Annotated in this window: 22 protein-coding genes; 19 read left to right on the top strand and 3 right to left on the bottom strand. The window is 55.2% G+C overall.

The features are described 5' to 3' along the window. Positions 1-559, bottom strand: a 559-nt coding sequence (locus JHC09_RS15885) for a transposase (RefSeq protein WP_199532787.1), incomplete at its 3' end; no start/stop codon positions are given. 93 nt (positions 560-652) lie between these two features. Between JHC09_RS15885 and JHC09_RS15880 the strand changes: the two genes are divergently transcribed. Then, the gene (locus JHC09_RS15880) at positions 653-3,115 is read left to right on the top strand and encodes a DUF4238 domain-containing protein (protein ID WP_199532786.1); all 2,463 of its coding nucleotides are present in this window, start codon (positions 653-655) and stop codon (positions 3,113-3,115) included. 491 nt (positions 3,116-3,606) lie between these two features. Here the strand turns inward: JHC09_RS15880 and JHC09_RS15875 are convergent, their stop codons facing one another. Continuing rightward, positions 3,607-4,476, bottom strand: a complete 870-nt coding sequence (locus JHC09_RS15875; protein WP_199532785.1) for a ferric reductase-like transmembrane domain-containing protein — start codon at positions 4,474-4,476, stop codon at positions 3,607-3,609. Between the two features lie 183 nt (positions 4,477-4,659). Here JHC09_RS15875 and JHC09_RS15870 point away from each other — a divergent pair, with 183 nt between their 5' ends. From JHC09_RS15870 to irrA, 3 genes are all read left to right on the top strand, one after another. Then, the gene (locus JHC09_RS15870; protein WP_199532784.1) at positions 4,660-5,343 is read left to right on the top strand and encodes a HupE/UreJ family protein; all 684 of its coding nucleotides are present in this window, start codon (positions 4,660-4,662) and stop codon (positions 5,341-5,343) included. Next, positions 5,340-5,933: a hypothetical protein gene (locus JHC09_RS15865; protein WP_199532783.1), complete on the top strand. Its 594-nt coding sequence runs from the start codon at positions 5,340-5,342 to the stop codon at positions 5,931-5,933. Before JHC09_RS15870 ends, JHC09_RS15865 begins: the two co-directional genes overlap by 4 nt. 78 nt (positions 5,934-6,011) lie before the next feature. After that, a complete protein-coding gene (gene irrA / locus JHC09_RS15860) occupies positions 6,012-6,464 on the top strand; it encodes an iron response transcriptional regulator IrrA (protein WP_282567704.1) in 453 nt (150 codons plus the stop codon). Between the two features lie 19 nt (positions 6,465-6,483). Here irrA and JHC09_RS15855 read toward each other — a convergent pair whose 3' ends face one another. Next, the gene (locus tag JHC09_RS15855; RefSeq protein ID WP_199532782.1) at positions 6,484-8,346 is read right to left on the bottom strand and encodes a hypothetical protein; all 1,863 of its coding nucleotides are present in this window, start codon (positions 8,344-8,346) and stop codon (positions 6,484-6,486) included. A 168-nt stretch (positions 8,347-8,514) separates the two neighbouring features. Between JHC09_RS15855 and JHC09_RS15850 the strand changes: the two genes are divergently transcribed. The 15 genes from JHC09_RS15850 (at position 8,515) to JHC09_RS15780 (ending at position 22,512) form a co-directional block, all read left to right on the top strand. Continuing rightward, positions 8,515-9,015, top strand: coding sequence for a hypothetical protein (locus JHC09_RS15850; protein ID WP_199532781.1), 501 nt, complete (start codon positions 8,515-8,517; stop codon positions 9,013-9,015). A 22-nt stretch (positions 9,016-9,037) separates the two neighbouring features. Continuing rightward, the gene (locus tag JHC09_RS15845) at positions 9,038-10,078 is read left to right on the top strand and encodes a hypothetical protein (RefSeq protein WP_199368542.1); all 1,041 of its coding nucleotides are present in this window, start codon (positions 9,038-9,040) and stop codon (positions 10,076-10,078) included. Positions 10,079-10,170: 92 nt separating this feature from the next. Then, the gene (locus JHC09_RS15840; protein ID WP_199532780.1) at positions 10,171-11,634 is read left to right on the top strand and encodes an aldehyde dehydrogenase family protein; all 1,464 of its coding nucleotides are present in this window, start codon (positions 10,171-10,173) and stop codon (positions 11,632-11,634) included. Between the two features lie 20 nt (positions 11,635-11,654). Next, positions 11,655-12,707, top strand: a complete 1,053-nt coding sequence (locus tag JHC09_RS15835) for a maleylacetate reductase (protein ID WP_199532779.1) — start codon at positions 11,655-11,657, stop codon at positions 12,705-12,707. A gap of 9 nt (positions 12,708-12,716) precedes the next feature. Then, positions 12,717-13,022 carry a YciI family protein gene (locus JHC09_RS15830; RefSeq protein ID WP_199532778.1) on the top strand — a complete coding sequence of 102 codons (306 nt, stop codon included), beginning with the start codon at positions 12,717-12,719 and terminating at the stop codon, positions 13,020-13,022. After that, positions 13,015-13,425 carry a Rieske 2Fe-2S domain-containing protein gene (locus JHC09_RS15825; protein ID WP_199532777.1) on the top strand — a complete coding sequence of 137 codons (411 nt, stop codon included), beginning with the start codon at positions 13,015-13,017 and terminating at the stop codon, positions 13,423-13,425. The genes JHC09_RS15830 and JHC09_RS15825 overlap by 8 nt, the downstream gene beginning before the upstream one ends. Next, entirely contained in the window at positions 13,422-14,408 is a 987-nt protein-coding gene (locus JHC09_RS15820; protein ID WP_199532776.1) for an AAA family ATPase, read from the top strand. The genes JHC09_RS15825 and JHC09_RS15820 overlap by 4 nt, the downstream gene beginning before the upstream one ends. Positions 14,409-15,166: 758 nt before the next feature. Further along, on the top strand, positions 15,167-16,030 hold the full coding sequence (locus JHC09_RS15815; RefSeq protein ID WP_199532775.1) for an AraC family transcriptional regulator: 864 nt from the start codon (positions 15,167-15,169) through the stop codon (positions 16,028-16,030). A gap of 148 nt (positions 16,031-16,178) precedes the next feature. Beyond that, positions 16,179-17,486: an ABC transporter substrate-binding protein gene (locus JHC09_RS15810; RefSeq protein WP_199532774.1), complete on the top strand. Its 1,308-nt coding sequence runs from the start codon at positions 16,179-16,181 to the stop codon at positions 17,484-17,486. A 5-nt stretch (positions 17,487-17,491) separates the two neighbouring features. Further along, the gene (locus JHC09_RS15805) at positions 17,492-18,220 is read left to right on the top strand and encodes an ABC transporter ATP-binding protein (protein ID WP_182395264.1); all 729 of its coding nucleotides are present in this window, start codon (positions 17,492-17,494) and stop codon (positions 18,218-18,220) included. After that, on the top strand, positions 18,217-18,918 hold the full coding sequence (locus JHC09_RS15800) for an ABC transporter ATP-binding protein (protein WP_182395266.1): 702 nt from the start codon (positions 18,217-18,219) through the stop codon (positions 18,916-18,918). Before JHC09_RS15805 ends, JHC09_RS15800 begins: the two co-directional genes overlap by 4 nt. 2 nt (positions 18,919-18,920) lie before the next feature. Further along, positions 18,921-19,778 (top strand): branched-chain amino acid ABC transporter permease, encoded by an 858-nt coding sequence (locus JHC09_RS15795; RefSeq protein ID WP_182395268.1) that lies wholly within the window; start codon positions 18,921-18,923, stop codon positions 19,776-19,778. Between the two features lie 94 nt (positions 19,779-19,872). After that, positions 19,873-20,883: a branched-chain amino acid ABC transporter permease gene (locus tag JHC09_RS15790; protein ID WP_199532788.1), complete on the top strand. Its 1,011-nt coding sequence runs from the start codon at positions 19,873-19,875 to the stop codon at positions 20,881-20,883. Next, the gene (locus tag JHC09_RS15785; protein WP_199532773.1) at positions 20,880-21,740 is read left to right on the top strand and encodes an intradiol ring-cleavage dioxygenase; all 861 of its coding nucleotides are present in this window, start codon (positions 20,880-20,882) and stop codon (positions 21,738-21,740) included. Before JHC09_RS15790 ends, JHC09_RS15785 begins: the two co-directional genes overlap by 4 nt. Positions 21,741-21,747: 7 nt before the next feature. After that, complete coding sequence (locus JHC09_RS15780; protein WP_349236566.1) at positions 21,748-22,512, top strand: SDR family oxidoreductase; 765 nt, start codon at positions 21,748-21,750, stop codon at positions 22,510-22,512. Positions 22,513-22,623 lie beyond the last annotated feature (111 nt).

The following is a 22,623-nucleotide window of genomic DNA, read 5'->3' as shown; positions in this document are numbered from 1 at the left end:
CGGCACTGTCGGCTTTATCAAGTTCGGCTAGGTAATACGCGATGCTCTCTTCGACACGAGCCTTCCGTCGCGCCAGCTTGCCTTTGGTGTAATTCTTCTCGTGCGTGTTCATTGCGCGAAGACGCGAGCCGTCGATGGCCACGACACCACCTGCAACAAGGCCAAGTGCCCGACAGACGGAAACGAAGCGCTGACACGCCGTCTGGATCGCGCTGGTATTGTCGTGACGGACGTCGGCGATGGTCTTAAAGTCTGGCGCGAGTTTGCCGATCAGCCACATCAGCTCGATATTGCGACCAGCCTCTCGCTCCAACTTTCGGCTCGACGTCAACTGATGCAGATACCCATACATGTAGAGCTTCAGCATCGTACCAGGTGCGTAGCCGGGCCTGCCGGTTAATGCCGGCTGAACGCGGGCGAAACCGAGCTGAGCAAGATCAAGTTCATCAACGAAAGCGTCGATCACTCGTACTGGGTTGTCGGGGGCAACGTAGTCTTCGAGGCGAGCCGGCATAAAACTCACCTGATCTCGGCCTGCAGCTTCAACGAAACGTCCCATCTGGCACCTCCGAAGCAGTAACAGATCATAGCATGATCAGCAGTTTTCACACAGCCTCGACCCCATTTCGGACGCCTCGGCAGCGTCCGCCGCTTGCCAAAAGTCGTCGTTCGCTCAATCTATTGTGTCATGACAATAACACGAAATAATCACTATGTGCCGCAGTGGTATAAGAAGCGTTTTCTGCTGAACGGCAGCAATACATTATCCTACCTAGATCTCCGCCCGAAGATGCACACGAAAGGTGATGGGTCGCTTGTGCCCGGAAAATCTTTATTTCGAACCCCGCCCGTGCAGGCATTTTTCAGTAAGGATTTATACTCGACTTTTCTCGGGACAAACGTGAACGATGAAATCGAGCGTCGCTTGTTCGGAAACATTGACGCCCTGGGTGCTGATGCCATTCGCGCGTTTGCTGACACTGATCAGGCTGAATGGCACGAACACTTCGAGGACCTGTTTCAGTATCTGGACATTCAGAAACTGCGCACACCAAAGGGGCTGGCTTGGCTAAGGTCACAGTATCCCGAATTATCGCAGAACGAGCTCATGCAGGAAATGCAGGGCATTCGAATGGTCAATGTCACAGCTTGGACCACCGGAGTCCGTGAGATGGTTTCGGCCGAGAACTCACCCACGAAGTTCATCCTCACCGACCATCCTGTAACGATCTACAATCATGCCATTCCCCCGACGGATCGTCGCAATGACTTTCCTGCCGACCCTTCGATCGCCTTGAAAGGCTCGCAGACCATTTTTCCTTTAGGCCCAGATCACTGCCTAATCTTAACGAACCTCGAATACGCCCAAAACCACTCATCAGATCCGCTGGAAAAGCGTACATTTGCGAGGAACTTCCATGGGGCTCTGGTCAATACCATTAATTTCATTCGAACGCGGCAGCTAACCGAAGCGCAGGTAACGGAAATCAACTTTATCGCCAAGTCCCGGGCACTCAGGTACATCGCTGCCGGGCAGAACGAATGGCTTTATCCTGAGCGGTCGGTGACAAAGTCTTGGCGTGATCTTCGAACGACTCTTCTGCCGCCTGATGATGAACTCTTCCACTTTGGTGGCGAAATGTATGTCGGCTATGAAGATGGCCGAGTGCAATATCAAGATGAGTTCGGGCGCCAAGAGGGACCACGGCCGTGGCTCATCAACGTTGCTCCAAGGCTCCCTCCGAAGAACAGGGATATGTGCCCGTGCGGAAGCGGCTCCCATTACTCTGACTGTTGCAAGTCAAAGCCGCAACCTCTCAGGCCAAGTTGGTCCGAAAAAGGCATTCGTGAACGGAACATCATGCTCATGAACGGCATTGAGAACCTGCTCGAACTGGAGGGCAAGGAATGGGACGACGTTCGGTTGGAGATGACCGACGAAAGAATCTCTACCCTCTACAGAATTTACGAGTCGCTGTGGCCGCGCGAGACAGACCTTCTCTCACTACTGCCTAAACCGGACGGCACTTTCCGGTCCGTTTATACGGGGTCATTGCATCCAAACCTAATCAATGAGTTCGCCTTAGGCGCATCGCTGTATTTCGGCGAGATCATTATTCAGCACCCCTTCACCAACCCAATGTCACTGCGCAAGGAAATGAGACCGACGCAGGACCCACGTGCATACCGGGGCGAGGTGCTGAAGGCCTTAATGACTTTCGTAAGTATTTTTCCTCTTGTCCAAGCAGGTTTGATGCACTTGATACCCGACCCATGGGACTTCGACCTACACCTGCGAGACCAAACGATCAGTATGGCCGAGGCTCGACGATCAGGGATTCGATTTGACCGCCGCGACGATCCGCGAATGGATGCTATCATTGAAGAAGACATGCGGCGCATGATGTTGGGGTTGCCGGACGAGGCCCTGCTCGCTCAACTTGCCGAAATTCCTGAAGCAGACCAGCCAGCTAGCCAGGAGAAAATGCGAGAATACTTCAGGGAGATGCGGCTGCGTGATCCCCTTGCTGTTCTTCAGGAGAACACGGTTGGCGCCGGCGGCCAGTTTGACCTAATGAAGATGGCGCCGAACTTCGAGATGACCATGTATCTCGCTCAGGCCACGGGTGCGCAAATCTTAACGGACAGCCCATTCAGATGGCAAGAACTACAGGCAGCGATGAACCGTCGATATCTCGGTACCGCTCCTGCGCTAGATGGGTTGCGAGCAGCCGTAAGTTGCAGCCCAATGCTATTTCCGATCGGTTTCGGTCCGCTCATTCAACTCAGGAGCGACGGCGCGTTTGATGCACTATCGTCTGTGTTTGGAAGCGCATGCCGATATGTACTTAACTGCAAACCAGACCAAGGCAAGCCAAACTTTGAATCGCAACTCGCTGCTCGCTTCAAGCGAGACAAGCTTTCGGCAGATGCGGCGATCAACAATGCCAAAGTTCCTCATGCGCTGGGCAAGGTTTCTACCATCTTCCGGTTTGGCGGCATTCAGGACAATACCGTGAACCGCCTTCTCCTGATGTCTAGTTCGGAACTCCACACTCAGTCTGTGCCAATGGCCACATATATCAGCCGTTGGCCACAGGCTGGGCAGATATGATCAGGCGCGCGTCTGATAAACGCGTTGGCTAGCCAGAACCCGACAGTCCGCTTCCCACCCCAACGTTGCCGTTAACGCTCCTTCTCAACATGTCCGCTTTCAGGATGACGCTGATGCCGTTTGAACGTCTGAAATGGGGGCGTAACTGGCAGGTTGGGTGACCAGGATAGAGCAGCTTTTCCAATTTCTCCGCAGCCATGAAACTACGATCTGATTTCTGAAGCAGCGTGAAGCACCTGTTCTGGGTCTTTCGTAACTCAAAGAGAGCCAAAATTCTCCCTAGGTCGAAAATTTTGTTGTCCGACAGGAGTACCGGGTCGCACAAACACTGTCACATCCTGATGATAAAGGTATATGATGCATCGCTTTTTGGTGCCACGAATGATCGTATCTCTTCGGCTGTCAGGAGTGCGTGAAGGTCGCTCACGAAGGCCACTAAAGGTCTGGCCGCACTGCTGATACTAGGTCTTTCTTTCGTGACCTCGTTACCTTCATGTCATCCGCTTCTGCCTGAACGCGGCGCACAGGCTGGCCAGTCCACCCAAAATCAATACCACAAGCACTGGTGGAAAGCCCAAGTACTCCCATGTGTCTGGTGACAGCGCGAAAAATGTTGTGCTCCACGGTTCTACCGGTTGTGGTGCGGTTTGGAACGCACTGAGCCAGAGCAATTGCAGTAGGACAGTGATCACTGCGGTGGTGATTGTGAGCACGAGCAAGAGGAAGGGGCATGTCCCTCGGTCGCGCTTGTCCAGCCAACGCCAAACCATCAGCCAAAGGAATATCCCCGGCAGTAAAAACGGCGTGCCAACGATCGAGCCGGGGGAGAGCAGGAAATGGATGAGGCCGGCGATCGTCGCCGTATAGGTGAGGCGGTGAAGGCGCCGCCAATTCTCGCCGCCCATGCGCTGAACGGCGCAGTCGAGCGAGGTGATAGTGAGGGCCGTGAAGATGAAAAGGGAGATAGTGGCGAGCCAAAGTGAGGGGCGGGACAGGCCTTCGATCAGCAGTGTCTCCACATTGTAGTACCGCAACCCAATCCAAGCGTAGAGATGCACGACGAGGTAGAAGTAGCTGGCCACGCCGATCATGCGCCGAATTTGGAGGAGCTTACTCCAGCGCAAAATCTTGCGTAGGGGCGTGATGGCCAGCGCTGCCAAAAGCAGGTATGCGGTCCAAAGTCCGGAATGGTAGATGAGCGGAATATAGGGTGAGGGGAAGTCCCATTCGCCCGATGTAAAGCCGTGAGCCAGCCACAGAGCAGGCAAGGCCAGAAGCACTAGCGTCAATGACTTTAGAGCTGAGAAGCGCCCCTGTGGGTCGAACAACGGCAGCAGTTGTAGAATAGATCCAGTACGCATGTGAGGTCGAGGGCTCCCCATCGAGAGCGTCATCCTATTGCGCGTAGGAGGAAGAGTTCTGCCTGAAATAAATCTCCTTTGTGCAGCTTCATTCTGTTCATGCTGTTTGTCTGCGCGTTTAGGCAGGCACTTGCGACCCCTGGGTAGCACTATTCGGCTTTAGTGAAATGGTGTGGGGTGGTGATGAAGGTACCAGCGCTTTTTATGCTGCTGTTTAGCTTCGCCTTTGTGGGGCCGGCTTGGGCTCACGGCGTTGCAGGCGGAGACGCGGCATTTTTGGAGGCGTCGCGGGGCGTGGACATCGGTCCATACCTCTATCTCGGCGCCAAGCACATGTTCACCGGCTATGATCATTTGCTGTTTTTGCTTGGGGTGCTTTTCTACGTTTTCCGGATGAAAGACGTGGTGATTTACATCACCCTGTTTTCGCTCGGGCATTCGGCAACCCTGTTGCTCGGCGTACTGACTGGCCTGCACCTGGACGCGTATCTTGTAGACGCGGTGATCGGTCTTTCGGTCGTTTATAAGGCGTTGGACAATCTTGGCGGCGTGCAAAAACTGCTCGGCTTTGTGCCGAACCAGCGCGCGATTGTGCTCGCCTTTGGTTTGGTTCACGGTTTTGGCTTGGCGACCAAATTGCAAGATATCAACCTGTCTCCCGATGGGCTGATAGCCAACATGGTCGCGTTCAACGTTGGCGTTGAGCTTGGCCAGTTTTCTGCGCTGGCGTTCATCTTGACGGCGTTGGCTCTTTGGAGAGCGCAGCCAAGCTTCTCCCGTCAGGCCGCTTTCATCAATGTTCTGATTATGGCTGCAGGCTTTGCGCTGACGGCTATCCAACTCATCGGCTTTTGGAGGCAAGTATGAGCGATAATAATGCGAAAACACAGACAGCAGCGTCGTGGGGAGGCTTGGCGCGCCAAGTGGGTGCCGCGGCCGTTTTGGGAGCGGCGCTCACTGTGTTGGTGGCAATGCCGGCGGAGTTCGGTGTGGACCCTACTGGCTTTGGAAAGCTGACAGGCATTCTAAAGTTATCGCAGCCGCAAGAAATTGTGGTCGAGACGAAGTTCTCAGCGCCGCCTGATATTTCCAAGGCCGAGCCTATTCCGTTCCGTCAGGACGAGATCGAAATTCCACTTGGCGCGCTTGGTGCAGGGCTTGGCGCGACCGAATATAAGGTGACGATGGAAGAAGGGCAGACGCTTGTTTATTCGTGGACTGCGTCGACACCGGTAGTCGTTGAGTTCCACGGTCACACCGTCACCAGCGATGGCAGTCCAGAAATCGTGATGGATTATATCAAGGGGGAAATGCAAGAAGGCCATGGCGCATTGACGGCACCATTGACCGGAATTCACGGCTGGTATTTTGCGAATCCAACTTTCGAAGACGCAACGATCACGCTCAAACTCTCAGGCTATTATCTTCTTGAGCCGGGTTTAATCGGCATCCACTGACAAGTGTGTGCAGGCCTGTGCATTGTTTTTGCAGGCACAGGCCTATCTGCCTTGGCAAGGTATGGCTCGGAGGTCGCTATGTCGATGAATATCAAGACGGATATGTGTGTTGACGATGAGCCATCTCGGCGCGGCTGTATCAAAACGCTGCTGCGGATGTCTGGCCTTAGACCAACGCGGCAGCGCGTTGAACTCGCTGATCGTATATTTGGACGCGGGCGGCACTTGACCGCTGAGGATTTGCACAGTGAGGTTCACGCTGCGGGGCAGGAGATGTCCCTGGCAACGGTTTACAACACGCTGCATCAGTTCCAAAGCTCAGGCCTTATTCGCGAACTCTCGTTCAAGGGGACGCGTGCGGTTTTCGATACCGATACCTCAGGTCACCACCACTTCTATATCTTGGATGATGACAAGATTATCGACATGGAGCCGGGGGCGGTGAGCGTGACTGACGTTAAATCGGTCCCTGAGGGCTACGAAGTGGCCAAGATTGAGATCGTTGTCAGTTTGCGAAAAGTAGAAATTTGAAAGGGGCCGAATGGCCCCTTTATCGTCTGAGCATCTGGTCGAGCATTCCGATGAGCGCGGGTCCTAAATCGTCGATGGCATCGATGCGCTTGGCATGGCGATAGTATTGGTCGACCTCGTGACGAATGCCTAGGGCCGCAAGCTCGATCTGACCCGTACGTTCGATCTCGGCAACCACTTCTTTGAGATGACGGTCGAGGATGGCTTTTTCTTCGTTTGCCTCGATGGTCGCTTGATCAACAGGAGCGCCATCGGAAATGACAAGCAAAATCCGGCGTTGCTCTGGTCGGCCAACGAGACGACGCGCCGCCCAAAGCAGTGCTTCGCCGTCGATGTTCTCTTTGAGCAGGTCGTTGGACATCATTGCGCACAGGTTGAGCTTTGCCCGGCGATACGGTTCGTCAGCGCTTTTGTAGATGATGTGGAGGAGACCGTTTAGGCGGCCAGGATTGGCCGGGCGACCAGCACGCATCCAATCTTGGGCTGCGGCACCGCCCTTCCATCCTTGAGTGGTGAAACCCAAAACTTCCGTCGACACCGAGCAATTCTCCAGCGCCGCGCAGATCAGGTCAGATGCCATGCAGGCGAGTTCAATGGTCTTGCCGCGCATAGAGCCGGAGTTGTCGATGAGGAGTGTAACGCAAGTATCCCGGAACTGAGACTCTTCTTCCTGCTTGTAGGCGTCAGCGAAGCCCGGATTGACAATGACGCGGTCAAGGCGAGAGGCGTCGATGAGCCCGTCTTCGAGGTCAAACGCCCAAGACCGCGTTTGTTTAGCCATGAGCCGGCGCTGCAATTGGGTAACAAGACGGGCCATAGCCCGCTTATTGGCGGAGCGCTTTTGTTCCAGCGAATCTTGCGCTTGCCGCATAATTTGTTGCGGCACGAGTTCGTCTGCGCGGGCGATGCGATCGTGAGAGTCTGTATAGGGCCTGTATGCAGGAGGTCGGGGCGGCGGGATGAAATCGATGATCGGTAACGCATCCAGCTTCTCGTCGGAAACCAAAGCCTCCGGGCCAGGCTCAAAGCTGTTGTCTTCATCGGTCTGGGTGCCGCCGTGTTCGAGCTCTTCCTCCTCATCGCCGCCACCACTGCGGTTACTGATCTCGCGGCGGGTTGGGCCGTCGCCGCGACCCTGCAGAGCCTCGTAAAGCGTCTGTAAGAACCACTTGGCTGCAAAGGTGTAGTCCTGCTGATCGCCCATCGTCTCGCGCAACTTGGCGAGTTGGGCGGGCAAACGCTGGTGCATCCAACGGTGCCACATCCAGAAGCCAGAGGTGGGAATTGACGCTTCGTTGCGGCCATTCAGGACGTCGCCAACCACCATCCGGATCGCCTCTTCGAGCGGAACCAAAGCTGCTAAGTGGGCGCCCATGATGTCGAGACGAGAGAGGCGATCAATGTGGTTAGCAACAATGTTCTCAGCAACACCTGGCAGACGCTCTGCGCCAAAGGACTCGCAACGTACGAGCTCCAGTAGGTCGAACAAACGACGCTCGTTTGGATCGGGAGGAGCGAGGGCGGCATGAATTTGCGCGTCATGGTGCGCTATAAATAGCGCTACTGAATCGACGCGGCCGCGAAGCGCGGGCATGTTTTCGTCGGTCAGCTCACCCAAGCTTGCCTTCAGACCTGTATACACGCCGTCGTCGCCAACGACTTGAATGTCGAGATCGTCACGTCCTGAAAGCGAGCGCGCCGAGGCGGCCAATTGTTGCGCCAAATCGAGACGATGCCGGTCGTGCGCCTTGGCGTCGGATTTTTCAGCGCGGCTCATCATGGAGGATGGGTCGGACCATAAGGCGAGCCATTCGGCGCCGTTTCGCACTGCGCCCTTGTCGTCGCGCTTCAGGATCGTGGATCTGATTTCGCCGTCTGTCATCGCTTCCTCCAACCGCTTCAATTGTAACAGTTTTGTCAGCGTGAAGGGGCGGCATTTGGCTCGGAATGCGCAGAAGCTTGGCAGCTTTGTGCAGGCTCAAAAGGTGTACTCGAAATACAACTCGTAGATGGAAGGTTAACACCTGATACAAACAGAGGAGAGTGTGGCGTGGCACAGTACACCACAGAGTTCGGCTCGATCCACTCGTACAAAAAAGGCGGGATCACCGCCATTGATGATGATCCGAAGCGCTACGTATTTTCGAACATGTTTGAAGTTGCTGCGAAATCAGCGCCTTATGAGCGTGTAGCTGTCGCAAAGAATTTTGAATACGTCATTGAATCTGCCAAGGCCGAAGGCGAATCTCCTTGGTACTCTGCCGCGCATGATGAGTTCGTCATTGCTATGGACGGCAAGGTTCGTGTCGATTTCATCAAGCTCACTGATCCGGATGCTGTTGTCGATCCTGAGAGCGAAGGTGCTGTGATTGTGCAGGGCCAGCCTATCGGTGAAGCGATGGGTTATGTGGTGCTGAGCCGTGGTCACATGGCCATGCTGCCCGTTGGCTGCGCCTATAAATTGTCAGCAGCTGAAACCTGCACCATCATCATTCAGACCATCGACGGCGCCGTGACCCAGCATAAGTGGGCGCAGTTCTGCCAGAAGTAAGGCCGGAAGAGGAGATCCTAAAATGGCTATGAAAGAAGGCTTTGATAGCAGCGAAGGCGAGATCAGCAATCCGCGCGGTCTTCCCATCACTGGTGGTTATGCCGTCAATCCGGCTGACAACGTTACTGGTTATAAATCTTTCCAGGCTGGCTCGTTCAAATTCCATCGTGACGAGTACTTCTGCTACGTGAACACTCCGAATGGCGTGCACACGATGCCAGCAGACGCCTTCCTGCGCGCGCTGATGCGTGACGTGGCTTGGGGCTTCTTCTATGGCACTGTAAACTTTGACCAGGTCTTCGGCACCACCAATTATTATGGTGAAGTCGATATGTTCCTGGGCTCCACCAACGAGGCCTACACCTCAGCTGGTCGTGATTTTGTCGAGCGTTTTAAGGCCGACAAGCTTATGGACATCTTCAAGCAGATGGTCTCGGACTGGACCAATGAGGGGTACGATCCGTTTGCGGCGCCAATGGAAACCGGTGTTCCATGGGGTATCAAGAACGGTGACAACGACGAAGCTGTTAGCCGCGAGCGCGTGACTGCACGCCGTATGGTTGGCCTACCGGGTGATACTCCGGTTCGTACCGACGGCAATGGCTACCCAGTCAATCGCATGTTTGCTGACGTACCGCAGGATCAGCCAGAAGTTCACGCTGCACCTGGCTTCGAGCACGAAGTTTCGGCTTACAATCTGTTTGGTTATCTGTCGCGCTCTGACGTGACCTGGAACCCATCTGTTTGTTCGGTGGTAAAGGACAGCTTGTTCTGCCCAACTTCGGAAGAATACATCCTTCCCGTTGAGCACGGTAACGACCGTTGCGAATGGTTCATTCAGTTGACCGACGACATCACTTGGAACGTAAAGGACGGCGCAACCGGTCGTCCACGCGCGGTGATCAACATGAAGCCAGGCGATTGCTGCTGTATGCCAGCTGACATTCGTCACCAGGGCTTCTCGGCCAAGCGCTCGATGCTCTTGGTGTGGGAAAACGGTTCGCCCAAGATTCCTGAGCTCATCCGTCAGGGCATGGCCCCTGATGTGGCTGTTGAGTTCTAACGAACGGGTGGTTGCTCCCACTTCCGCCCTGCGGCCGCCTCAGTACTGGGGCGGCCGTTTTTCCAACACGCTCAGAAACATCGGTGCGACCAGTGCAAACCAAGCTCTTCATTAACGGTGAATTCGTCGACGGCATCGCCAAAGGCACGATCCCTGTTTTCAACCCGTTCTCCGGCGAAGTCATTTGCGAAATCGCAGAGGCACGTGCGGAAGACGTTGATGTTGCCGTCGCAGCCGCCAAACAAGCTCAAAAGGCCTGGGGCCGTGCCGATGCCGCTGAACGCGGGCACCTCCTGCTCAAGTTGGCCGACGCGATTGAGGCCAATGCGGAAGAGCTAATCCAACTTGAAGCGCTTGATACCGGCCATCCTGTGCGCGATGCGCGCAAGCTGGATGTGCCGCGCACATCGCGCTGCTTCCGCTATTTCGGCGGCATGGCTGACAAGCTGGAAGGTTTCGTCCCGCCAGTCTATCCGGGCTTCCTTAATTACGTTCAGCGCGAAGCAATCGGTGTGGTCGGTCAGATCGTGCCATGGAACTTCCCGCTCATGTTCACCAGCTGGAAGATGGCACCCGCTCTTGCCGCTGGTAATGCCATTGTTATTAAACCAAGTGAACTGACGCCGCTGAGCACGTTGCGTATCGCCGAGTTGATGCGCGATGTTGGCTTCCCAGCAGGTGTCGTCAACGTTGTTCCCGGCTATGGCCACACCGCTGGTCAGCGTCTGGCTGAGCATCCTCATGTTGGCAAGATCGCTTTCACCGGCTCAACGGCTACTGGCCGCCGCATCGTCCAGTCTTCGGCTGGTAACCTCAAGAAGGTCCAGCTCGAGCTGGGCGGCAAGGGCCCAAATATTGTCTTTGGTGATGCCAATGTTCGGGCTGCCATCGGCGGTTCTGCCTTCGCAATTTTCCATAACCAGGGCCAGGCCTGCATCGCGGGTTCGCGCCTCATCCTGCACAAATCGGTAGCTGACGAGTTCCTCGACGGTTTCACCAAGCTGGCGAAATCCATTCGCCTTGGCGATCCGCTGGATCCCCAGACCGAAATGGGCCCTCTGACGTCCAAGATGCACCAAGAACGCGTGCTACAGTTCTGTCAGGTTGCCAAGGACGAGGGTGGTGAAATCATCACCGGCGGCAAGCAGCCTGATCGTGAAGACCTAGCAAACGGCTACTTCGTTGAGCCCACAATCGTGCGCGCGAAGCCCACCGATCGCGTGAGCCAAGAGGAAGTGTTTGGTCCGTTTGTGACGGTCACCACTTTTGAAGACGACGAAGAAGCATTGGCGATCGCTAATGGCGTTCAATACGGTTTGGGTTCCGGTCTTTGGACGCAGAACCTCACCCGTGCTCATAAGCTTGCCCAAGACATTCACGCCGGCATGGTTTGGGTCAATTGCTACAAGATCGTCCACCCTGGTTCGCCATTCGGCGGGGTTGGCGAAAGTGGCTATGGTCGCGAAATGGGCTTTGAAGTCATGCGCGAATACACGCAGCCAAAATCGGTTTGGGTCAATTATGACTCGAAAATGCCTCCCCACTACGAGCGTTGATCGCACCACAGGAGAGCACTATGGACTTTGTATATAACGCCAATCCTTCGCGTGTCATTTTCGGGGCCGGGGCGCGGGCGCGCGTTGGCGAAGAACTAGAACGTCTGGGCATCAAGCGCGCCATCGTGCTGTCCACACCCGATCAATCTCAGCTTGCCGCTGAGATCGCCAAAACCATCGGTGGCCGCGCTGGGATTATGTATCCCGGCGCCGTCATGCACACGCCAACTGAAGTGACAGAGTCGGCCTTGCAGGCGGTCAGTTCGGTGCGCGCAGATGGTTGCTTGGCAATTGGCGGCGGCTCGACGACAGGCCTATCTAAAGCCATCGCCTATCGCACAGACCTGCCGCAGCTGATCGTGCCGACCACGTTTGCCGGCTCGGAGATGACGCCTATTTTGGGTCAGACCGAAATGGGTCGAAAAACGACGCTGTCTAGCCCGAAAGTCCTGCCCGAAACGGTAATTTATGATCCCGAGCTGACGGTCACGATGCCGAGGTTCATTTCGGGACCGTCAGGCCTCAACGCAATCGCCCACTCGATGGAAGGGCTTTATGCCCGTGATCGCAACCCGATTATCTCCATGATGGCCGAAGAATCCATTCGGGCTTTGGGCGTTGCTCTACCGAAGCTTATGGACGATCCGAGCAATCTGGAGGCGCACGGTGATGCGCTTTACGGCGCTTGGTTTGCTGGCATCTGCCTTGGTTCGGTGGGCATGGCTATTCACCACAAGATCTGCCACTCGCTGGGCGGCACTCTGAACCTCAACCATGCAGATGTGCATGCGTTGATGCTGCCCTATACCGCTGCCTACAATCGTGAAGCTGCGCCTGAAGCTATGGCCGCCATTGCGCGCGCTCTGAAGGCCGATGATGGTCCTAGAGGCCTTTATGCCCTTATGAAAGTTTGCGCAAGCAAGCGCTCGTTTAAGGAAATGGGCGTGAGCGAGGCAGACCTCGAAAAGGTCGCTGATATTGCAATGGAAAACCCGTACTTCAATCCTCGTCCGGTAATGCGTGAAGGTATCCGTGAGATGCTTCAGGCTGCCTATGAAGGTCGGGAGCCGTAAGGTCTGACAATGGCATATTTTTGCTTTCACGCCTTTGATAAACCGGGTGTCCTCGACACACGCTTGGCGCTTCGCGATACTCATCGGGCCTTCCTACGCAATCACGGCCACCCATTGACGGTGCATGTCGGTGGGCCGCTGTTGAACGCTGATGGACAGATGCATGGCTCAATGCTGGTCATTGAAGCGGAGACCAAAGCTGTTGTCGAAGCCTTCTTGGCCCAAGACGAATATATGAAGGCAGGTATCTTCGCCTCCTACACTCTTGAGCAGTTTAATTGGGGCTTGGGCCAGCCAGAGGCCCGCAATGGCTGACGCACTTTCGCAGCCCGATCCAAACCTATGGCGCACACGGCCGCGAGCGCCCATGCCCGGAACGGTTTTAGGCCGCCTCGAAGACGTCGGGAACGGCAAGGCAAAGGAATATGTCTTTGGCCGCGGAACGACCGTGTTCTCCATGTTTGTTGTTCGGCGGGACGAGCACGTCTACGGCTATCTCAACATTTGTCCGCACTATTCATCGCCGCTGAACCACCGTGCAGGCCATTTTTTGAACGAAGATGGCAGCCGAATTCGCTGCACCATGCATTTCGCCGAATTCCGGATTGAAGACGGATTTGGTGTAGCAGGTGCCGCTCAGAATTGCTGGCTCGACCCGGTTCCGGTTCATATCGAAGATGGCAATATCGTCATCTCTAAGTTGCAGCCGAGTTCATGAGCGAAGACAATTTCACTTTGGCAAAGCCAGACACAGAAGTGTCCATTCGCCATACGTTTGGGATTGATGTCGATGGGACGGTTCCTGCCTTTTCGACAGGTAACGAGCACGTGCCGACCGTTGATCCGGGCTATCAGTTCGATCCGTCGACGACGATGGCCATCCTGGCTGGTTTCCGGGACAATTTGCGTGTTCTGCTGCAGGGGCGTCATGGCACGGGAAAATCGAGCCATATCGAACAGGTGGCTGCACGTCTTAATTGGCCCTGTGTTCGCCTCAACCTCGATAGTCACGTGTCGCGTATCGACTTGATAGGGAAGGATGCCATCGTTCTCCGGGACGGGAAGCAGGTCACAGATTACCGCGAAGGGCTGTTGCCTTGGTGCTATCAGCGGCCGGTTGTGCTGATCCTCGATGAGTATGATGCTGGCCGTCCAGACGTCATGTTTGTGATCCAGCGCATTTTGGAAGCTGACGGCAAGCTGACCATTATGGATCAGAACAAGGTCATTCCGCCCAACCCTTACTTCCGTCTGTTCGCCACGGCCAACACCGTTGGTCTGGGGGATGTGACAGGGCTCTATCACGGCACCCAGCAGCTTAACCAAGCCCAGCTTGACCGCTGGAACGTTGTGGCCCGTCTCGATTACCTCTCGGAAGAAGCGGAGCTTAACGTAGTACTAAGTAAGCAAAATTGGATGGCAGACGAACCGCACCGCTCGGTCTTGTTGCAGATGGTGCGCATGGCAAATCTTACGCGCAGCGGTTTTACGCAGGGCGATGTATCCGTGGTGATGTCGCCGCGAACGGTCATCTCTTGGGCGCAGAACCTGCGCGTATTTGGCGATCTGGACTTCGCATTTCACACCTCATTCCTCAACCGCTGTGATGAGGTGGAGCGCGCAACGTATGGCGAGTATTACCAACGTTGCTTTGGTCGCTTGCCAGGTGACGCCGCACCAGAGCTGTGGACGCGGTTATGAAATCGGCTCTGGTGACGCCCGTTGCACGTGTCGTTATGACCTAAAGCGCGACTCAGCTCGAACCGTCCACCACAGGTTTTTACAGTGTGAAGCTGGTATGCGACTAAAGTCGCGTACCGGTCGCGCCCTGTTTTTCATGATTTTGTTCTGTTTTGCACAGCGATACTAACCGAAAACACCCTGAAATATGAGAGCGTTAGTCATGATAGCTTTGTGCATAACCGCTTTTGATGCATGCCCGTTTACAACGATTGCGTGATTATTTCGAGCGGTAGAAAAATAGTTGTTTTGTGCCGTTTTTTGACCAATTGATGCCCAGATCCGCGCTCGTCAACGCCGCATCTTGTGCGTTATGTCAACAAAACTCGCATATCGCTCAGATCATCTTGCGGCAGCCTCTGGCGAATGCATTAATTACATCATCGGTTCCGCCACCTAAGGCGTCTAACGATCTGTCGCTGATGTAACCTTGGAGGAGGGGCAGCGTAGCAGTACGCGGTCTCGTCGACATGCGTCAGCCAGCATTTAAAGCAGTCCATAGCCACTTCGTCCAGTGCGTTAGAGCGCTCGGTTGAGCGTTCAAAAAGGGATCGAGTGGTGGGCTGGAAAATGCTGATCGGGTCTCGCTTAAGGTGCGGCGCCGAGAGTGCCTTGGCTCAAGGCCCTGAAGGGCAAGAAGACGAAAAGTCCGACCTTCAGAAGTGGGAGAGACTAATATGTATTTGACTAGGCCTTTCGGCATTGAGGAAACGCATGGGATGTTATCCCTTCCTGGTGTGAACTTTCGTTCCACCAGCAATGGGAAAGACTGGACATCAGTCTTTGCGTCCGTGCAATGCGAGCGTCCTTTTGAAGGCGTTTTTGGCCCAGCGCGCGATCAGCTGTTGGTCCTACATCGCAATGGTCCGGTCGAGATCGAGAATATCTTAGACCGGAAGATCGGGGCGCGAACGGTTCCTGCGGGATCCATTCACTTGATTTCGTCGGGTGAAGAGTTTGGCATCAATTTGAAAGAGAGTGTCGAAACCGCACACGTCTATGTCCGTCGTGCTGTTATCGAAGAAGTCGCTGCGGACATCGCAGAGAACGACCCCAGCAAGGTGATTATCAATTCTGATGTCATTCAGAACCCAACCTTGCGCTCGTTGATTGAGGCGACTGCATTTGCGCTCGAAGACGACAGTACAGCTTCCGGCATGTTCGCAGACTACCTGTCGCGTGCTATCGCCGCGCAACTGATACGCAATCACTCGAATGCTAAGCTTAAGCCAAGCAACGGCATTTTGAACGTTTCTCGCGTAACGCCAGCTCTCTCAGAGGCGATCGACTATATGTCGAACAACATGGACTCAACGATCAATCTGAGTGACGTTGCGGAAGCGACCAATCGTAGCCCAAGCCATATTGCGCGAATGTTCCGGTCCGAATTGGGAATGCCCCCTCATCAGTTTTTGATCAAGTTGCGCATAGATCGTGCAAGAAACTTGCTCGAAAAGTCAACCATGTCGATTGCTGAAATAGCCTACGAATGTGGCTTTTCACATCAGGAGCACCTGACTCGACTGTTCCGCCGTCATCTGGACACGACACCAGCAGCATATCGCCGTTCGAAACGGAACTAGTCTGCGCGTTTCGTGCAAAAATCTGCGTCTCTACTGGCAGGATGAACAGTTGAGACGCGTTTAGCATTCCCCCCGACAGCACCGAAAATAACAGCCTGAGCATGCTCGGGAATAAGGCTTGCTGTGAGGTCATCCTGGAGGAACTTCAATGTCCAAACTCGTGCATACGGCGTCCATTCGCCGCCGCTTTTTCTTGGGAGCCACGTCGCTTGTCGCAGTCGCAGCGATGGCTCCGGGTGTGTTTGCGCAAGAGCAGACCGTCAAGATCGGCTATGTAACGCCGCAGACTGGTCCGCTTGCTGCCTTCGCTGAGGCAGACGAATACGTTATCGCCCAGGTTAACGAGCTCCTCGCAGGCGGCATTGAAACCGCATCTGGCAAGGTGAACGTCGAGATTATCGTTCGTGACAGCCAGTCGAGCCCGAACCGTGCGTCGGAAGTTGCACGCGAACTGATCGTGGATGACGAAGTTCAGCTTATCGTTGTTGCCTCGACCCCAGAAACAGCCAACCCCGTATCCGCCCAGTGCGAAATCGAAGGCATTCCGTGCATTTCCACAATTGCACCGTGGCAGCCGTGGTTCATTGAACGCCAGGCGAACCCGGGTGATCCGGCTGCGTGGGAATCCTTCGATTACACCTACCACTTCTTCTGGGGTCTCGAAGACATCATCACCACATTCCAGGCGATGTGGAATCAGGTCGACACCAACAAGAGTGTTGGGGGGCTGTTCCCGAACGACGCAGACGGCAATGCTTGGGGTGATGCGGTTAACGGCCTGCCGCCAGCCATGGCCGCTGCAGGTTACCCAATCACCGACCCAGGTCGTTTCCAGAACCTGTCTGACGATTTTACCGCGCAGATCGGTGCCTTTAAGGCAGCCAACGCAGAGATCGTAACCGGCGTTGTCATTCCGCCAGATTTTACCACGTTCTGGACGCAAGCAAATCAGCAGGGCTACAAGCCAAAGGTCGTTACCACCGCAAAGGCAACCCTGTTCCCGGTTGCAGTCGATGCACTTGGCGATCTTGGTCACAATCTGTCGACCGAAGTGTGGTGGTCGCCAAACCATCCATTCTCGTCGTCGCTAACCGGTGAAAGCTCCAAGGAGCTGGCAGATGGTTATGTCGGTGAAACCGGTCGTCCTTGGACCCAGCCAACAGGCTTCATTCACGCTCTGTTTGAAGTCGGTGTTGATGCGATCAAGCGTGCTGAAGATCCTTTTGATCCAGACGCCCTTGCTGCAGCTGTCGCTGAAACCGAACTCGATACCGTCGTTGGTAAGGTCGACTTCGGCGCTGAAGGTCTGCCGCCAGCTGTTGCCAAGAACGTCTCCAAGACCCCGCTGGTCGGTGGTCAGTGGCGTCTGAAGGATGGCGCATATGATCTCGTCATCGTTGAAAACTCCGCGCATCCGGAAATTCCGGCAGCAGGCGTAATGGAAATTATCGAGTAAATAGAATGATCTTACGACTTGCCGGCGTTACTAAGCGCTTTGGTGCAGTCGTTGTGGCCGACAATATCGACCTCAATGTTGCACGTGGTGAAGCTCTCGGCATTATCGGCGCCAATGGTGCTGGCAAGTCGAGCTTGTTCAACTTGATAACGGGGGTGGTGACCGCTGATGCGGGCACCATCACTATCGGCGATAAGGACGTGACCAAGGTGTCAGTCCCCGATCGTTGTGTGGCCGGGGTAGGGCGCTCGTTCCAAATTCCCCGCCCATTTGAAACTCTGACTGTTTTCGAAAATCTTTTGGTTGCCGCGGAGTACGGTCGCGCGTCGCGTGCGCTGAGTTCGGAAGCTCTGTGTGCTTCCATACTGGAACAGACTGGTCTTGCCGCCCATGCCAATACTTTGGCCGGTAAGTTGACCCTGCTCAACCGCAAGCGCCTTGAGTTGGCGCGTGCTCTGGCAACAGAACCTGATCTTATTCTGCTCGACGAAATAGCGGGAGGTCTGACTGAAGCAGAATGTCACGAGCTGGTGGCGTTCATTCAGCAGCTGCATCAAACCGGCGTCACGATCATCTGGATCGAACACGTCGTACATGCGCTGCTCTCGGTTGTAGATCGCCTGATCGTTCTCGAGTTTGGCCGCAAAATTGCTGACGGAAAGCCTGACGCCGTAATGTCTGATCCGGTCGTCCGCCGCTCGTACCTCGGTATTGATGATGAGGCAGCAGCATGACTGCAGTACTAGAGACAAAGAACCTGGAAGTTTTCTATGGCGACTTCCAGGCCGTATTCGGCGTCGATTTTCATATCAATGAAGGTGAAACGGTTGCCATCATCGGCGCAAATGGCGCTGGCAAATCTTCATTTCTAAAGGCACTTTCTGGTCTGATCCCGGCAAAGGGACAGATCATGTTGGATGGCCAGTCTGTTTCGGGCAAGCCAGCCTATGACATGGTCAAGCAAGGAATTGCGCTGGTTCCAGAAGGGCGTCGCCTTTTCCCAACGCTCTCCGTTTCGGACAACCTCCGTATGGGCGAGAACGGCAAGAGTGGCGAACGTGGCTGGAGCTACGAGACCATTTGCGAATTGTTTCCGCTGTTAGCCGAGCGCGCTGATCAGCTGGCGCCGACCCTTTCCGGTGGCCAGCAGCAGATGGTTGCCATCGGCCGCGCACTGATCACCAACCCTCGCGTCCTGCTCTGCGACGAAATCAGTCTCGGGCTTTCCCCTGCAGCTGTCAAAGACGTCTACGCAGCGATCAGTGAGATCAAGAAGCGCGGGACCACAATCGTCATTGTTGAGCAGGATCTGAACGCCGCTCTGTCGGCCGCTGATCGCATTTATTGTTTCCTCGAGGGGAAGGTCAGCCTTGCTGGCCGTGCTGACGAGTTTGATCGTTCGCAAATTCTCGCGGCCTATTTCGGGAACTAAGCATGGATTACGTCAACACAATCGTGCAGGGCATTTTGCTCGGGGGGCTATACGCTCTCTATGCAGCCGGCCTCTCGTTGATTTTCGGCGTGATGCGCCTGATCAATCTCGCCCACGGCGATCTGATCGTTCTGGCCGCATTCGTGCTTTTGGCAATGGTGACGGCTCTTGGCCTACCACTGCCTGTTGCGCTTCTGATCCTGCTGCCGTTCGCTTTCGCGCTCGGTTGGGCTTTGCAGCGCTTTCTTCTGAACCGGACCCTTGGCGACGATATTCTTCTGCCATTGCTCGTCACGTTCGGTCTGCAAATCTTGGTTCAGAACGGCCTTCTCGTCGCGTTCAGTGCGGATAGTCGCAAGCTGTCTTTGGGTGCTATCGAGACGCAGTCCGTCAACATTTTGGGCTTGAACCTCGGTGTCATCCCACTTCTGACATTTGCTGTTGCCGTCGCGGTTTTGGGTGTTTTGAGCTACATTTTCTACGGCACGGCGCTGGGCCGTCGTCTGCGTGCGACATCTGACTCCACCGAAGTCGTCCAGCTGATGGGCGTGAACCCGCGTGTCGTCTTCGCAGTGGCAATGGGTATCTCCTTTGTTGTTCTCACCATCGCGGCGTTCTTTATGGGCATACGCTCGAACTTCGATCCAAGCGTTGGTCCTGCTCGTCTCCTGTTTGCCTTCGAAGCTGTTGTTATCGGTGGCTTGGGCAGTCTTTGGGGGACATTGGCTGGTGGCGTGATCCTAGGTGTCTCGCAGGCTATTGGCGCCCGTATCAACCCCGAATGGCAGATCTTGGCGGGCCACCTCGTGTTCCTCGTCTTCATCATTCTGCGTCCCCGTGGCCTGTTCCCGAAGCAGTAAGATCATGACCGATATTCAATCTAATGCGTCACGCCCCGCGATCGACGCTTCGCGCTACACTGTTAACGTCGCGACTAAGACCTCGCGTATCTTCATGATCGTTGCCTTGATCGCATTGGTCGCGCTGATCTTTGCTCCGGCAATCGTCTCGCGCTCTATGCTGCAGGATATGATCCTTGTGTTCCTACTTGCCGCACTGGCGCTGTGCTGGAACCTTATGGCAGGCTACGCAGGCCTGATTTCCGTGGGTCAGCAGGCTTTTGTGGGTTTGGGTGGTTATGCGCTTTTCGCGCTTATAATCATCGGTGGCGTTGATCCCTTGCTGGCAATTCCCACGGCCGCGCTCGTTGTTGCGCTTTTGTCGGTTCCGGTCGGCACGCTCGTCTTCCGCATGCAAGGTGCTTACTTTGCTGTTGTCACCTGGGTCGTCGCCGAAGTGTTCCGCCTTGTACTGGCGCAATGGCGCGAGCTGGGGGGCGGTACGGGTACGTCGCTGCCACGCTCGGCCACAGGCAACATGTTCGGTATGGATTTTGTGGCTGAACTCTTTGGTGTTCGTTCCGCCGCAGCACGCGAAATCATCATCTATTGGGCCGCACTGTTCACCATCGCCCTTGTGGTCGCTGGGAGCTATTACTTGCTGCGCTCGCGCATCGGTCTAGCTCTACGCGCCATCAAAGACGGTGAAGTGGCAGCGCAGAGCGTTGGTGTGACGACCACGCGCATCAAATTTGCAGTTTACGTTTTTGCGGCGTTCGGTGCGGGCCTCGTTGGGGCGATTTACTTCCTGCAGGCCTCGCGTATTTCGCCTGATGCTGCCTTCTCGCTGCTCGATTGGACGGCCTACATCATCTTCATCGTGGTGATTGGTGGTCTCGCCACCATTGAAGGGCCGATCATCGGAGCCATTCTTTTCGTCCTTTTGCGCAATGCAATGTCTGGGTTCGGCCCGTGGTATCTCTTGGTTCTGGGCGCACTCGGTATCGCCGTTATGCTGCTCGCTCCAAAGGGGATCTGGGGTAATTTCTCCCTACGCACGGGTATTCACCTGTTTCCAACCCGCAGGACGCTCTTCATTGCCGATAAGGAGGGTCGGTCCAAATGATCTCATCTAATCCCGTACTTGCAGCGATCACCGAACAGGTGATCGCCAGCTTCACCGAAACAGAAAATCCTCGTCTCCGTGAAGTTTTGGAGTCTCTCGTCAAGCACTTGCATGCGTTTGCTGAGGACACGCAACTGAGCTTTGACGAATGGATGATCGGCATCCAGTTTCTGAGCCGCGTTGGTCAGATGTGTGACGACAAGCGGCAGGAATTCATTCTGCTCTCGGATACGCTCGGCCTGTCGATGTTCGTGGACGCCGTGAACCACCCAGATGCAGATGGGGCTACAGAGACCACCGTTCTTGGGCCATTCTACGTGCCGCCACTAGCGGAGTCCGCACACGGTTCAGATATCGCCAAGGGTACCCCAGGCGTTCCAATGTATGCCGAGTGCCAAGTCCTTGCTGATGGTCTGCCACTATCCGATGCTTGGGTCGACGTTTGGCAGTCGGATGATGACGGCTACTACGATGTGCAGAAGCCCGGTCAGATTGAAAATCTGCGGGCCCGCTTCCGCACCGATGCTGACGGTCGCTTTACGTTCTGGTCGATTGTGCCGACGTTCTACCCAATTCCAGATGATGGTCCAGTTGGCGATATGCTCAAGGCGACCTCGCGTCACCCATACCGACCAGCGCACATCCACTTCATGATTGGGAAGGACGGTTTCGAAACGCTCGTCACGCACCTTTTTATCGACGGTGACAAGTATCTCACCAGCGACGCTGTGTTTGGCGTGAAGAAATCGCTGATCATCAGCCTCGCCGATGGCGAACCAGGGACCCGTGGGAGCGGGGATCATGTTCCTGCTCACAAGCGCCTCGTGCATAGTTTCGGTTTGAGAAAAGTTGACTAATTCCTCAATGATGAATGAAAACGGCACCGGATCTTCCGGTGCCGTTTTTGTATTGGGCGCTAGTCGTGGAATTGGATTTGCCACTGGGGTCCAATCGGCGCGGCAAGGGCACTCCACTGTTTTTGGATGCCGAAACCCTAAGGCCGTCGAGGGAGTTGTCACAGAGCTCACTTTGGCGGGGCATTGCGCGCTCGCTGTGCAGGTGGATGCGGAAGAGCCTGCCAGTATTCACGAGGCCTACCGGCAAACAGTTGGATTTGCAGGGAGCATTCGGACGCTCATTTACAACGCCGGGACTATCGAACCACTCGCGCTGTTCTCGGACATCTCCGAGTATGATTGGGAGAGGATCATACACGCCAATCTGCTCGGTGCTGCACGCGCCGTTAGGCACGCTTTACCGCTTTTGTCGCCAGATCCGCGGATAATTTTGCTTTCAAGCGGCGCTGCTCGCCATGCAGTGGAGGGCTGGAGTGCATATTGCGTGAGCAAGGCCGGGCTCTCCATGTTGACGAAAGCGCTGGCGCTAGAACTTGGGAAAAAGGCCTTTATTGCCGCTCTTAGCCCCGGCATGGTCGATACCGATATGCAGGCGGAAATTCGCGCATCCGGTCGGGGCGCAATTAGCGCCGTTGCGCGCGACACGCTCACTCCAGCTCCCTTGGTGGCTGAGACGCTGGTCGCCCTCGCTGATCAGGCGCCAAGAGCGTTGCATGGGTGTGACGTGACGCTGGAGGAGGCCCGCCGGATGCTGAACATGGACCAAATTTAAACCTGCCAATTCCGTCAGGTTTATGCCAGAAAACCTGCTCATTTATGCAGGTTTAAATTCCAAGTCTGGGCCAATGTGGTTGCAATACACCACGAGCTTCTCCTCGGCGCT

The organism is Devosia sp. MC532 (genome assembly GCF_016461625.1).
Classification (GTDB): domain Bacteria; phylum Pseudomonadota; class Alphaproteobacteria; order Rhizobiales; family Devosiaceae; genus Devosia.
The sequence above is the reverse complement of the archived record's forward strand: the minus strand, read 5'-3'. Positions and strand labels throughout refer to the sequence as shown.